The 14,218-nt window shown below is 50.8% G+C and carries 11 protein-coding genes; all 11 read left to right on the top strand.

The features are described 5' to 3' along the window. Nucleotides 1–379: 379 nt before the first annotated feature. The 11 genes from STRDD11_RS06500 (at nucleotide 380) to dnaK (ending at nucleotide 14,206) form a co-directional block, all read left to right on the top strand. Nucleotides 380–3,418, top strand: coding sequence for a CocE/NonD family hydrolase (locus STRDD11_RS06500; protein WP_128836543.1), 3,039 nt, complete (start codon nucleotides 380–382; stop codon nucleotides 3,416–3,418). Nucleotides 3,419–3,771: 353 nt separating this feature from the next. Beyond that, nucleotides 3,772–4,038 (top strand): ACT domain-containing protein, encoded by a 267-nt coding sequence (locus tag STRDD11_RS06495; RefSeq protein WP_128836540.1) that lies wholly within the window; start codon nucleotides 3,772–3,774, stop codon nucleotides 4,036–4,038. 10 nt (nucleotides 4,039–4,048) lie between these two features. Further along, a complete protein-coding gene (locus STRDD11_RS06490; protein ID WP_128836538.1) occupies nucleotides 4,049–5,386 on the top strand; it encodes a PFL family protein in 1,338 nt (445 codons plus the stop codon). Nucleotides 5,387–5,544: 158 nt separating this feature from the next. Next, a complete protein-coding gene (locus STRDD11_RS06485) occupies nucleotides 5,545–6,441 on the top strand; it encodes a hypothetical protein (protein WP_128836535.1) in 897 nt (298 codons plus the stop codon). Nucleotides 6,442–6,817: 376 nt separating this feature from the next. Continuing rightward, nucleotides 6,818–7,729 (top strand): hypothetical protein, encoded by a 912-nt coding sequence (locus tag STRDD11_RS06480; protein WP_128836532.1) that lies wholly within the window; start codon nucleotides 6,818–6,820, stop codon nucleotides 7,727–7,729. Nucleotides 7,730–7,859: 130 nt separating this feature from the next. After that, nucleotides 7,860–8,558, top strand: a complete 699-nt coding sequence (locus STRDD11_RS06475; RefSeq protein ID WP_128836530.1) for a histidine phosphatase family protein — start codon at nucleotides 7,860–7,862, stop codon at nucleotides 8,556–8,558. 108 nt (nucleotides 8,559–8,666) lie between these two features. Beyond that, nucleotides 8,667–9,374, top strand: coding sequence for a histidine phosphatase family protein (locus tag STRDD11_RS06470; protein ID WP_128836528.1), 708 nt, complete (start codon nucleotides 8,667–8,669; stop codon nucleotides 9,372–9,374). Between the two features lie 24 nt (nucleotides 9,375–9,398). Then, nucleotides 9,399–10,145: a D-alanyl-D-alanine carboxypeptidase family protein gene (locus STRDD11_RS06465; protein ID WP_164828428.1), complete on the top strand. Its 747-nt coding sequence runs from the start codon at nucleotides 9,399–9,401 to the stop codon at nucleotides 10,143–10,145. Nucleotides 10,146–10,376: 231 nt separating this feature from the next. Then, entirely contained in the window at nucleotides 10,377–11,411 is a 1,035-nt protein-coding gene (gene hrcA, locus STRDD11_RS06460; protein WP_128836525.1) for a heat-inducible transcriptional repressor HrcA, read from the top strand. Nucleotides 11,412–11,471: 60 nt separating this feature from the next. Then, a complete protein-coding gene (grpE, locus tag STRDD11_RS06455; protein ID WP_128836522.1) occupies nucleotides 11,472–12,008 on the top strand; it encodes a nucleotide exchange factor GrpE in 537 nt (178 codons plus the stop codon). 362 nt (nucleotides 12,009–12,370) lie between these two features. Further along, a complete protein-coding gene (gene dnaK / locus STRDD11_RS06450; protein ID WP_128836520.1) occupies nucleotides 12,371–14,206 on the top strand; it encodes a molecular chaperone DnaK in 1,836 nt (611 codons plus the stop codon). Nucleotides 14,207–14,218: the final 12 nt, after the last annotated feature.

Here is a 14,218-nt window from a genome sequence, read left to right as displayed (position 1 = left end):
GTTGTGTCAAATAGCCCTACTTTTGATACTTCCTCACGGAAGCTCTATTCATTGCCTCAAAACCTCCACCGAAGGTTTTTGATACTTCCTCACGGAAGTTTCATCTGCAGCCTCCAAGCAGTGCTTTGAGCAGCTCACTGCCCTATCGTCCTGTACGTTAAGCGATAGGCTGGGAGTCTGTCCCACCGCCTCACTACTAAAAGCATATAGAATCTTGCTGCAGCTGCAGGAAAAGCGGTCTTTCATTTTTTGAATACAATGATGTTACAGTTTTGTTAAGTAAGATAAACAAGCAGTGTGGGGTCTTGAAATTAAAATTTTTTAGCAATATAATAAAGGAAGACGGTAATAGCAGACGGAATTTCAAAGGAGTATGTTTATGGATAAGAAGAAAATCGTTGCTCTCGTTCTGCCGGGTCTTTTGTTGGCCCCGACTTTGCTGGCTCACCAGGTCTTGGCTGATGAGATGCAGTCGGCATCCAGCCAGACCTCAAGCAGCCTGCAGCTGCAGAGCGGTGAAGAGAAGCAGGATACTGCGGTGCTGACAGTGACAGAAACTGCTCAGACGGCAGCTCAAGGAACTGCGCAAGAAGGAGCGGCCCAGTCTGATAGTCAGGTGGGTTCAGTCTCTTTCTCAGAAGGACAGGGCAGGGCTGCTGCGGAGCAGCAGGCTGCCTCTCAGCCTGTTTTTGAAGCAGCAGCAGCTGATCTGGGGAGCCAAAGTGCGAAACATCCCGCAGAGCCTCAGCCAGAAAGTCCCTCTGCGGATCCTTCTGCAAGAGTCAGCCCGGCGCCTCAGCTTCATGCTACCGGAGCGGATTTGGCTGCTTACACCGGACCGCTGTCTGACAGCAGTCTCAGCGGTCAGGAGCTGACGGTTCAGGATGCAGTGACAGAACTGCTCAAGTGGGCTGCTCTCCATCCCAGCCAAATCGGCCAGACGCCTTCTGACTATCTGAGCTTTGCCAAGAGTCTGGGAATGATTGACGAAGCTGCCGATCCGACGGCCAAGGTGCAGGATCTGCAGTCTATGTATACTGTCGCGCAAAGGCTCCATGATGCTTATCGGGCGGAAAAGAAAGAGCCGCTTTTTCTCAACGGCCGGGCCCAGCCGATTTTTCCTTTTACAAGCGGGGCTATGACAGAGGGCTATTCCTATGAGGACAGCGACATTGTCCGCTATATCGTCTATGTCGAGACGGACTATGATACTGACGGAGACGGCAAGCGTGATTTGATAAAGACCTTCGTCCAAGTGCCAAAGGCGGCAGTCAATGGTGATTACAAGGCAGCAACAATCTACGAGGCCAGTCCTTATGTGACAGGGACCACGGAGAAGCAGGTTCTGGAAGATTTCGGTCTGCAGGAAGGCGGCAGCTTTAATCTGGATGACCTGCACAGTCAGCCGGACAAGCGGGTGCCGGTCGGAAGTATGACCACGATTGAAGCGGCCAAGAAGAGCCGGTCATCTGACTGGTACTATATCAATCCTTTGGAAAGTACGGAAAGCCGGACCCATTACGATTATGAAAATCTGAACTGGTACAACTACTACCTGGTGCGCGGTTATGCTGTTGTGACCAGTTCGGGCAATGGCTCCAAGGGCTCTGACGGCTTCAATACCACCGGTTCGGATGTGGAAATTGCGGCCTACCGCAGTGTGATTGAATGGCTGAATGGCCAGCGTACAGCTTACACAGACAAGACCAGCAATATTGCGATCAAGGCCGACTGGTCCAACGGCAATGTGGCGATGAACGGCCTTTCCTGGGCAGGAACCACTACTTTCGGTGTGGGAACGACAGGTGTTGATGGGCTGAAGACCATTGTTCCGGCGGCCGGCATTGCTTCCTGGTATGATTACTATAACAGCCAGGGGACTTCTATTCGCTATGCACCGGCCGATTTGCTGTCCTGGCTCTCTGTCTATGTATCCGGCCGGGTCTTGGACCAAGACGACTGGGATACGATTAAGGAACGATACGCTGCTTTTGTCACTGAGCTCAACAAAGAGCAGCGCAAGGACGGCAGCAACTACAGTGATCTTTGGGCCAATCGGGATTATACCTTAAATGCAGAACAGATCAAGGTTCCGGCCCTGATTGTCCATGGGCTGAATGACCACAATGTCAGGACCAAGCATTTTGAGCTGATGCAGCAGGCGATGGAAAAGAGCGGTCAGACCTACAAGCTTCTGCTTCATCAGGGCAACCATACGGAGCCGGCTACTGCCCGCTTCGGTACCAATGTCAACGGCCGGCCTTTTGATGACCTCCTAAACCGCTGGTACAGCCACTATCTCTACGGTCTGGACAATGGAGTGGAGACTATCCCGACGGTTCAGGTGCAGAATAACTATGATCCGACCAAGTGGACAGAGTATGAAAGCTGGAAAGCTCCGCACCAGCTGGATGGTCAGGCCTACTCTAAGCGTGAAGAAGTGACCATCAGCAGTGACTTGATTGCCTCTCCTGTAGGCTGGAGGGACAGAGATTCCTCAGCCAGCAGACAGTCCTCGGACATCACAGCAGCTTATGCGGCCGATGTGGAGGAAGACGTGACAATCAAGGGCAATATTCCGCTTCGGTTCAGAGCCCGGCTCAATAAGGGAAGCGGCAAAGATTTTCAAATAAATGCTTTTTTGATGGATGTTTCAGAAGAAGACTATCCGGTAGTGGCAGAGATTGACAGCTTTGATCAGGATGGCAATAGAAATACCAACCTAGCCATGGATCAGCTCAGTCAAGCGGGCTATTGGATGGGCAGCAATCTGACCAGTATTCCGGAATACATCTTTGGGGCCCGCAATGTGAAGTACAATATCATTGCCAGCGGCTGGATCAATCTGGCCAATCCGGAAGCCGGCTATGATTCAGCCAGCTCCCGCAGCTCCATTGACCCGACAGACGGACGCTTCCGTGATTACACAGTCTACCTGCAGCCCAATGTCTATACGGTCAAGAAAGGGCATAAACTAGTTTTGGCCTTAAATGCCTATGATCCGACCAATGTGTATATCCCGGACATCTATGAGATTACTTTTAAAAATGATTCTGTCCGCCTGACTATCCCGACGGTGGAATACAGCAAGGCCCTGCGCTTCAATTATCTGCCAAATGAGCAGGACAGCGACTATGCAGGTCTGCCGGACCGTGCGGTTGACGGCGGCGCAGTGACTCAGCCAGACATTGAAGATAAGGACATGGATATGGATGAAAGAGAACGGGCGGCTCAAGAAATCAAGGATAACTTTGCAGATCCGATGAGCTTCAGACGCCAGCAAAAAGAATGGGAAGAAAAATCTCAGGAGACTCTCCCTGACACCGGAAGCAAAGAAAATGCCGGGCTGCTGGCAGCGGCCGGCCTCAGCCTCCTGACGGCGCTCGGTTTGAAAAAAACCGGCAAAAAGGAAGACTGAGAACTGCCAAACGGTCTAGTATCGTCATTTCGTTTATCTTTTATGAGGTCGTTAACTCGCCTTGCCCCAACAGTCTGGGGGACTGTGAGAGGTTGGGAATAAAACAAACGCAGTTTGTGTCAAAACAGTCCGGGGGAGGGAGTCTGTCCCACCGCCCTTTCTGTATGGTGGCCTTTCGTGGAAGAGAGGGCGGCAGCGCTGTCGGCAGAAGGCCTCTCCATACCAAATGGACCAGCCGCCCCTGCTTGCTGCCGGCCGTCTCTTGGAATTTCCAATGATATTTTTTGAAATAACATGCAAAATAAGCTGATTTATGCTACAATGGGATAAATGAAAAATGAATGGAGTCAAGCATGAAAGCAATTATTACCGTTGTTGGCAAGGATAAGGCCGGAATTGTAGCGGGTGTTTCTGCCAAAATCGCCGAGCTGGGTCTCAATATTGACGATATTTCACAAACTGTTTTGGAGGAATATTTTACCATGATGGCCTTGGTATCCAGCGACGAAAAGAAAGATTTTACAGCGCTTCGCAGCGAGTTTGAAGCTTTCGGTCAAACGCTCAATGTCAAAATCAATATCCAAAGCGCAGCGATTTTTGACGCCATGTACAATATCTAAGAGGTGAAGGATGGATATTAGACAAGTTACGGAAACCATTGCCATGATTGAGGAGCAGAATTTTGATATTCGGACCATCACCATGGGCATCTCTCTCTTGGACTGCATTGATACAGATATTGATCGGGCAGCGGAGAAGATTTACCAAAAAATCACGACCAAGGCTCGGAATCTGGTGGCAGTGGGTGATGAGATTGCAGCTGAGCTGGGCATTCCCATTGTCAATAAACGGGTCTCTGTCACCCCGATTGCCTTGATTGGCGCAGCGACAGATGCGACAGACTATCTGCCCTTGGCCAAGGCGCTGGATAAAGCGGCCAAGGAAATCGGCGTTGACTTTATCGGCGGTTTCTCGGCTTTGGTCCAGAAGGGCTACCAGAAGGGCGATGAAATCCTCATCAACTCCATCCCCCGGGCTCTGGCGGAGACGGACAAGGTCTGCTCCTCGGTCAATATCGGCTCTACCAAAACCGGTATCAATATGACGGCGGTCCGTGACATGGGCCGGGTAATCAAGGAAACAGCTGAGCTGTCCGATATGGGCGCAGCCAAGCTGGTTGTCTTTGCCAATGCAGTCGAAGACAATCCCTTCATGGCAGGCGCCTTTCACGGGGTCGGCGAGGCCGATGTGGTCATCAATGTCGGTGTTTCCGGTCCCGGTGTCGTCAAGCGGGCTTTGGAAAAGGTCCGCGGCCAGAGTTTTGATGTGGTGGCGGAGACGGTCAAGAAAACAGCCTTTAAGATTACTCGTATCGGCCAGCTGGTCGGTCAGATGGCCAGCGAGCGGCTGGGTGTCAAGTTCGGCATCGTCGATCTGAGTCTGGCGCCGACTCCGGCGGTCGGTGATTCCGTGGCCCGTGTGTTGGAGGAAATGGGTCTGGAAACAGTCGGTACGCATGGGACAACGGCGGCTTTGGCTTTGCTCAATGACCAAGTCAAAAAAGGCGGTGTCATGGCCTGCAATCAAGTCGGCGGCCTGTCCGGCGCCTTCATTCCGGTTTCTGAGGATGAGGGCATGATTGCGGCGGTGCAGAGTGGTTCGCTCAACTTAGAAAAGCTGGAAGCCATGACTGCTATCTGCTCAGTGGGTCTGGATATGATTGCCATTCCGGCAGCGACACCGTCTGAGACCATCGCGGCCATGATTGCGGACGAAGCCGCTATCGGGGTCATCAATCAGAAGACGACGGCCGTTCGGATTATTCCCAAAGGCAAAGAAGGCGATAGGATCGAATTCGGCGGCCTCTTGGGCACAGCTCCGGTCATGAAAGTCAATCAGGCTTCATCAGCCGACTTTATTGCCCGCGGCGGTCAGATTCCGGCCCCTATTCACAGTTTTAAAAATTAAAGACTGTATATTTGCAAATGAAATGTCTGGTTTCCAAAGTAGGAGATTGTGAAATCAGGCGGCTGCGGCTCGGCTTTTCCCTGACAGCGGTCGGGATAGGAGAGGAAGGCTGGGAGAGCAGAAATTTACCTGTTTTATTTTAGGAGATAATAAAGATTATGAAAAAGAAAGAGTTAGCAGACCTGGCCCTTGGCTTAGGACTGTCATTTGATGAGAAACAAGAGATTATTTACGGGAAAAGAAGAGGCTTTACTTTTTATGCAGAGCCGATTATGGCCGATGACCAGTTTGCCATCTTCTTTTCAGTTGGCTCAGCAGAGGGGCCTGCTCCCAGCAGTCTTTTGGCTGCTTTGACAGATGTTTCAGAAGTTCTGCTTCGCCATGAGCAGGCAGGTCACTGTGTGGCCTATCAGGTTTTGAACAGTTCTGATTTCGAGCAGCTGCGCAGTATTTTGCAGGAAGCTATCGAAGACAGCACCCGCTATTTTGAGGCGCGCGGTCTGGTCAATGTCTGTGAAAAGTCGGGCTCTGCTGGGGATGTGGGACTCTATCAGGTCAAAGGAGAACTGCTTTTTCTCCTCCCCTCAACTTATCAAGAACTGACAGCAGCTAAGAGCAGAAGCCAGGCAGGCCGCAGCCGGCCCAAGGAGCATTACATGCTGGGGATTGCGGGAGCTTTTCTGGGCAGTTTGCTGGGATCTCTGTCGGTCTTTATTCTGGCAGCTTCGGGGATTGCTGCCATCATGGCCGGTATACTTGTCGCTGTTCTGACGCTCAAGGGCTATCAGAAATTTGCCAAGCGTCTGTCCCTTTTCGGGGCTGCAGTCAGCCTGCTTTTGGCTCCAGCCATGAGCTTGCTGGCCTTTCAGCTGCAGAATGCACAGACCCTTTCGCGGCAGGAAGGGCGGACCATATTTGAAGCCTTCGATATGGTCAACCATGCCGCTATGGCTGGTCAGGTTTCTGGCCAGTATTGGGCCAATGGCGCTGCCATGCTGCTCGTGTCAGTGATAGCGCTTTTGGTGGCCATCAGCGCTGTGGCAGAGAAATACTAAAGACTGAGCCAGAAGCGGCCTAACTTTTGAACATTGCTGTTTGCAGGATAGGAGCGTCAAGAGTTTTTTACCACAACAAAGTGAGACTGAAGGACTTTTTATAGGGTATCTTCCAAAAGATGCATCCCTCTGTGGGTGAGGGCGCAGCCATCATGGGAGCCTGTCTCAGCCTCTTTCAAACTTTTCCCTGCAGTCGGGAGTGGCGATAAGGTGAGCGCAGCCTGTTTCTGCAGTGCTGCGGTTGCTTTCTTGCGCTTGTGAGCCTGCAGATGGACCGCCGCATATTGTGCGACGGGCTGTTCGGTGTGGAGTTAGAATAGCTTGGGCAGGAGCTGCAATGAAGGTTTCTTAGGATTTTTTAGGAGAAGATAAGGAGATGAAGAAAAAAGAATTAGAGGAGCTGGCCCTTGATTTAGGGCTGTCCTTTGATGGGCAGAGCGGTCTGATTTACGGTCAGAGGAGAGGGTTTCCATTTTATCTGGAACCTGTCACGGATCAGGGGCAGTTTGCTATTTTCTTTTCGGTTGGGACTGAAGCAGGGCGTGCAGATACAGCGGTTTTAGAGGCCCTGACGGACTTTTCGGATGTGCTGATTGATTATGAAAGAGCTGGCTATTGTTTGGCTTATGCGATTCTGCCTGCTCCGGATCTGACGGAACTGCGTGACCATTTGGAGGCGGCTATTGAGGACTGTACCTATTATTTTGAAGAAGAAGGTCTGCTCAGTGCCTGTGAAAAAACCGGCCGAACCGGTAGAGTTGCCCTCTATCAAGTTGGCGGGAAATGGCTTTTTCTGACGCCCACCAGCTATGAGAAGCTGCTGGCCATTCAGGAGACCAGACGAAAAGAAGCTCCGCGCCCACAGCGGCCAAGACAAAGAGAAAACTTCCTTTTGGGCTTTGTCGGTGCCCTTCTGGGCAGCCTTGCCGGTGCTCCCGTGGTCTTTCTTTTGACCGGTTCGCAGCGGCTGATGAGCTTGACTGCTGTTTTGGTAGGATTTCTGACTGTCAGCGGCTATCGGCTGCTGGGGAAAGGCCTGTCCCTTTTTGGAGGCATTGTCAGTCTGGTGCTGGCATCATCCATGAGTTTGCTGGCTTTTCAACTGCGATATGCTCAGATCTATTATCAAGACAGGATGCCGCTCTCTGAAGCTTTTGCTGCCATCAATCGGGCCGCCTTGAGCGGCCAGCTTTCAGACGACTATTGGTTTACAGGTCTGCTTGTTCTAGGGCTTTCTATTCTGACTACTGCTTACGCTGCCAAGTCGATTGAGAAAATGTTTGGGTGATACCGCCTTTTCGTTTGGTTTATCTGCAGCCTTCAAGAGTCTTCAGGCTGTTGAAGCTGCCGACAGTTGAATGGAAGATAAAAAGAGCCTCAGACAGAAAAAGAAAGATTGACATGATAAAGGAGAAGAGATGCCAACAACAAGACTTTATGTGATTCGTCACGGCAAAACGATGTTTAACACCATCGGCCGGGCTCAGGGCTGGTCCGATACTCCCCTGACGGCTGAAGGTGAGCGCGGTATTCGGGAACTGGGCATTGGCCTGCGGGAGTCAGGACTGGACTTCAGCCGGGCCTTTTCCAGCGATTCCGGCCGAACCATTCAGACCATGGGCATTATCTTAGAGGAGCTGGGACTGACCGGCAAAATCCCTTATAGTTTTGATAAGCGCATCCGCGAATGGTGTTTTGGCAGCTTTGACGGCGCCTATGGCGGGGAGCTCTTTCACGGAGTCATTCCGCGCGTGCTGGATACAGATGACTACAGAAAGCTCAGCCTGCCGGATCTGGCCAATGGACTGGTGGAGGTTGACACAGCCGGATGGGCTGAGCCCTGGGATAAGCTCAGCGGCCGGATTTTAGAAGGTTTTGAAGCGATAGCGCAGGAAGTAGAGGCAGCCGGCGGCGGCAATGCTCTGGTGGTCAGCCATAGCATGACGATTGGCACTTTTGCCGGTCTGATTGACCAAGCAGTCAGTGAGAATCCCGGAGTCCAAAACGGCAGCGTGACAGTGGTCGAATACAAAAATGGCCGCTTCAGCCTTCAAAGTGTAGGAGATCTATCCTACCGCCAAGCAGGAGCCAAACTGCTGAATCAGGCAGGCAAATAATCAGTTCAGGCGGGACTTGCAAGAGAGCCCGCTTTTTTTCTGGAAAGTCCAGCAGAGCGGTTTTTTTCAGAAAATGGTATAATATGAAAAGAACTACGGAGGTAACAAATGGCAAAAACAAGATTATATCTGGTCCGCCACGGCAAGACCATGTTTAACACCATTGGCCGGGCTCAGGGCTGGTCCGATACACCGCTGACCGCCCAAGGCGAGCGTGGCATTCGGGAGTTGGGCATCGGCCTGCGGGAGTCAGGACTGGACTTCAGCCGGGCCTATTCCAGCGATTCCGGCCGGACCATTCAGACCATGGGCATTATCTTAGAAGAGCTGGGCCTGACCGGGCGGATCCCCTATCGGACAGACAAGCGCATCCGCGAGTGGTGTTTTGGCAGCTTTGACGGTGCCTATGACGGTGAGCTTTTTATGGGCGTCATGCCCCGTGTTTTCAATGTTGAGCATGTGCATCAGCTCAGCTATGCCGAGCTGGCCGAAGGCTTGGTTGAAGTGGATACAGCCGGCTGGGCCGAAAATTGGGAAAAGCTCAGCGGCCGTATCTGGGAGGGCTTTTCAGCCATTGCTGAGGAGATGGAAGCGGCCGGCGGCGGCAATGCGATTGTTGTCAGCCATGGCATGACCATCGGGACCTTTGTCTATCTCATCAATAAAACCAGGCCGCACGGTCTTGATAATGGCAGTGTGACAGTAGTGGATTATGAGGATGGGGTGTTTACAGTGAACGGCATCGGTGATTTGTCCTATCGCAAAGCTGGTGCCAAAGTATTGGAGGAACAGAGTGAATCGCGCGAAACATATTAGAAGAAAAAACGATCCAAGGCTAAGATTTTCTGGCGGACTTTCTTGGCTTTGCTGCTGCTGGCTGCTGCAATCGGCGGAACGGCTCTTTATTTCCAGCCGAAACTGTGGCAGTCTTTGCTGGCTAAGGTGCCTTTTCCGGGAAATTCCAGCAGTTCCAGTCAGAAAAGCTCGTCCGGCTCTGGCTCAAAAACGGCCCAGACTGATCTGCCCGATGTTTCCAGCTCCGACTGGAACCTGATTTTGGTCAACCGGGATCATCTGCAGGAGGAAACGACACCGGCTTTGACCCAGGTTGGCGATATTCAGGTGGACAGCCGTATTGCAGAAAATACCCAGCAGTTTCTGGCAGCCGCCCAGGCTCTTGCTCCGGAAGAGACCTTGATTTCGGGCTACCGCAGCCGGGCTGAGCAGGAAGAGCTCTATAATGAGAATATTGCTGCAGAGGAAGCCAATGGTCTGTCTCATGAAGAGGCAGAAGCTCTGGTTCAGAAAAGAGTTCAGCTGCCGGGTGCGAGCGAGCACCAGACGGGTCTCGCGATTGACATGAGCGTGCCTGAAGGCCAGCAGGACGACTTAGCAGCCAAGATTGCCGAACTGGCGCCGCAGTATGGCTTTGTTCTGCGCTATCCGGAAGGAAAGAGCGATGTGACCGGTGTGGATTTTGAAAATTGGCACTACCGCTATGTCGGTGTGGAAAATGCCCAGTACATGCAGCAGCACAATCTGGTGCTGGAAGAATACCTGACCATGCTCAAAGCGGCAGGAAAATAAGGCTGTGGAGTCTGTTCCATTGCGCCGTACGGCTTCAGCACAGCTTGGTGAAAACTCTAGGTCTTCAGACTGATTTTTAGCACTCTTTCAAAAAGAGTGCTAATTTTTTGAGTTTTTATCTTGACTTTGTCTGAGAAGAGTGTATAATAGAATCATGAATTAGCACTCGAAGGTTTTGAGTGCTAATCAGAAATCAAAATCTCAAACCTTAGTGCTGAAAGGGGTGATGTCGTGGTAACAGAGCGTCAGAATGAGATTTTAAATCTAATCATTGACATCTTTAGCAAGACGCACGAACCGGTCGGCTCCAAGGCCTTGCAGCAGTCTATTCAGTCCAGCAGTGCAACCATTCGCAATGACATGGCAGCTCTGGAAAAGCAGGGGCTCTTGGAAAAGGCCCATACCTCCAGCGGGCGCAAGCCCAGTGTGGCTGGTTTTCAGTACTTTGTCAAGCACTCCCTGTCCTTTGACCGGCTCGCTGAAAATGAGCTCTATGAAGTGATTAAGGCTTTTGACCATGAATTCTTCAATTTAGAGGACATCCTTCAGCAGGCGGCAGATTTGCTGTCCAAGCTTAGCGGCTGTACAGTTGTGGCTCTGGATGTGGAGCCCAGCCGGCAGCGGCTGACAGCTTTTGACATCGTGGTGCTCAGCCAGCATACGGCTCTGGCCGTCTTTACGCTGGATGAGTCCAATACCATCAGCAGTCAGTTTATGATTCCGCGCAACTTCCTCAGAGAAGACCTGGACAGGCTCAAAGCCCTGATACGGGAGCGGTTTTTAGGACAGACAGTGCTGGATATCCACTACAAGATTCGGACGGAGATTCCGCAGATTATTCAGCGTTATTTCACGACGACGGACAATGTCATCCCGCTCTTTGAGCATATCTTCGGAGATATTTTCAAGGAAAATGTGATTGTGGCGGGCAAGGTTCAGCTGCTGGAATTCTCTGACCTGACAGCCTACCAGTTCTTTGATGATCCGCAGAAAGTCGCCTTTGAGATTCGCGACAGCCTAGCTGAGGATCAGATGCAGAGCGTGCGCGTAGCGGACAGCAGAGAAAGCAGTCTGGCGGACTTGACCCTGATTTCCAGTAAATTTCTCATCCCCTATCGGGGGTTTGGGGTTCTGGCGGTCATCGGACCGGTCAATCTGGACTATCAGTACCTAGTCAGCCAGCTCAATGTTGTCAATCGGGTTTTAACGATGAAGCTAACGGATTTCTATAGATATTTGAGCAGCAATCATTATGAAGTGCACTAAGATGTGAGAGCGTAAAGATCCAAAACAGCACGAAACAACCATTCCTAAAGGAGGTGCCTTGTGGCAAAACACAAAAAAGAAGAACATCCAGAAGATGTAGAAGTAAAAGAGGAAGCTGTCGAAACGGCTGAACAGCCTGAGTCAGCAGGTCCTGAAAAATCAGATCTGGAACTGGCCAATGAGCGGGCAGATGAATTTGAAAACAAATACCTGCGGGCCCATGCAGAAATGCAGAATATCCAGCGCCGGGCCAGCGAGGAGCGCCAGCTGCTGCAAAAATACCGCAGTCAGGATTTAGCAAAAGCTATCTTGCCCTCGTTGGACAATCTGGAGCGGGCACTGGCCGTTGAAGGTCTGACAGATGATGTCAAAAAGGGGCTGGAAATGGTGCAGGAAAGTCTGGTTCATGCCCTTAAAGAAGAGGGAATTGAGGAAATCGAGGCTGACGGGACTTTTGACCATAACTATCACATGGCTATTCAAACCCAGCCAGCTGACGACGAGCACCCCGCCGATACTATCGCGCAGGTCTTCCAAAAAGGCTACAAACTCCATGACCGTATCCTGAGGCCGGCTATGGTGGTGGTGTACAATTAAGATACACAGCCCGTAAAAAGCTCACAGTAAAAATAGGAGATTGACGAAGTGTTCGATGAACACAAGGAAATCTATCTTTTTTACCCAGAGCTTAGGGCGTGTTCAACTAGGCGATTCTGTTGGTTGCTCAAGCAACTCACCAGAAAACGGCAATCGCCGGGGCGACTTGCCTAGCCTCCTTACTAACTCGCCGTCGAAATAAAATCGATTTCGACTTCTCGTGTCGCAGCACAATAAGAAACTTGTCCGAAATGACGGTAAACTATGAAATAAGAAAACATTGGTTCAGCTTGCTTTTAATGAGCGAAGCGAACCAAAGAAGAGTATCAAAAAGAAAATTAAAGTAAAAAGAGGAAAAAATAATGAGCAAAATTATCGGTATTGACTTAGGTACAACAAACTCAGCAGTTGCAGTTCTGGAAGGGACTGAAAGCAAAATCATTGCCAATCCAGAAGGAAACCGCACGACTCCGTCTGTCGTATCATTCAAAAACGGCGAAATCATCGTCGGTGATGCAGCCAAGCGTCAAGCAGTAACAAACCCGGATACCATTATTTCCATCAAATCAAAAATGGGAACATCTGAAAAAGTTTCTGCTAACGGCAAAGAATACACCCCGCAGGAAATCTCAGCCATGATCCTGCAATACCTGAAAGGCTATGCGGAAGAATACCTGGGTGAAAAAGTAAGCAAAGCGGTTATCACTGTTCCAGCTTACTTTAACGATGCGCAGCGTCAGGCGACAAAAGACGCTGGTAAAATCGCTGGACTTGAAGTAGAACGGATCGTCAACGAACCAACTGCAGCAGCTCTTGCTTACGGTCTTGACAAACAAGATAAAGAAGAAAAAATCTTGGTCTTTGACTTGGGCGGCGGTACCTTTGACGTATCAATCCTTGAGTTGGGCGACGGTGTCTTTGATGTCTTGGCAACTGCCGGCGACAATAAGCTGGGCGGTGACGACTTTGACCAAAAGATTATCGACCATATGGTAGCTGAGTTCAAAAAAGAAAACGGCATCGACCTGTCCAACGACAAGATGGCTCTGCAGCGTTTGAAAGATGCAGCAGAGAAAGCGAAGAAGGATCTTTCAGGTGTGACTTCAACCCAAATCAGCCTGCCGTTTATCACAGCTGGCGAAGCTGGACCGCTCCACTTGGAAATGACCCTGACCCGTGCCAAATTTGACGATTTGACCCGTGACTTGGTAGACCGTACCAAAGAACCTGTCCGCCGTGCTCTTTCTGACGCAGGACTTTCCCTGTCAGAAATTGACGAAGTCATCCTGGTCGGCGGTTCAACTCGTATCCCAGCTGTTGTCGAAGCGGTCAAGGCTGAAACTGGTAAAGAACCAAACAAATCAGTGAATCCTGACGAAGTAGTGGCCATGGGTGCAGCTATTCAGGGCGGTGTCATCACTGGTGATGTCAAAGATGTTGTCCTGCTGGACGTAACCCCATTGTCACTTGGTATCGAAACCATGGGCGGTGTATTTACCAAGCTGATTGACCGCAACACAACAATCCCAACCTCTAAATCACAGGTCTTCTCAACTGCGGCAGACAACCAGCCGGCTGTTGACATCCATGTCCTTCAAGGGGAACGCCCAATGGCAGCGGATAACAAAACGCTGGGACGCTTCCAGCTGACTGACATTCCAGCTGCCCCTCGCGGTATCCCTCAAATCGAAGTAACCTTTGATATTGACAAGAACGGTATCGTATCTGTTAAGGCCAAAGATCTGGGTACGCAAAAAGAACAGCACATTGTCATCCAATCCAACAGCGGTCTGACTGATGAAGAAATCGACCGCATGATGAAGGATGCAGAAGCCAACGCTGAAGCAGATAAGAAGCGCAAGGAAGAAGTAGACCTGCGCAACGAAGTAGACCAAGCCATCTTTGCAACTGAAAAGACCATCAAGGAAACTGAAGGCAAAGGCTTCGATACAGAACGCGATGCCGCTCAGGCTGCCCTGGACGACCTCAAGAAGGCCCAAGAAGCTAACAATCTGGACGATATGAAGAGCAAACTCGAAACCCTCAACGAAAAAGCCCAAGCCCTGGCCGTCAAGCTCTACGAACAAGCAGCCGCAGCTCAACAGGCCCAAGCGGGAGCTCAAGGCGCTGAAAACACAGGCGCATCAGATGCCAACAATGGCGATGACGTCGTAGACGGAGAGTTTACTGAGAAGTAAGATGCGTGTGTT

The organism is Streptococcus sp. DD11 (assembly GCF_001578865.1).
Lineage (GTDB): Bacteria > Bacillota > Bacilli > Lactobacillales > Streptococcaceae > Streptococcus > Streptococcus panodentis.
This window is presented reverse-complemented; position numbering and strand designations above follow the sequence as displayed.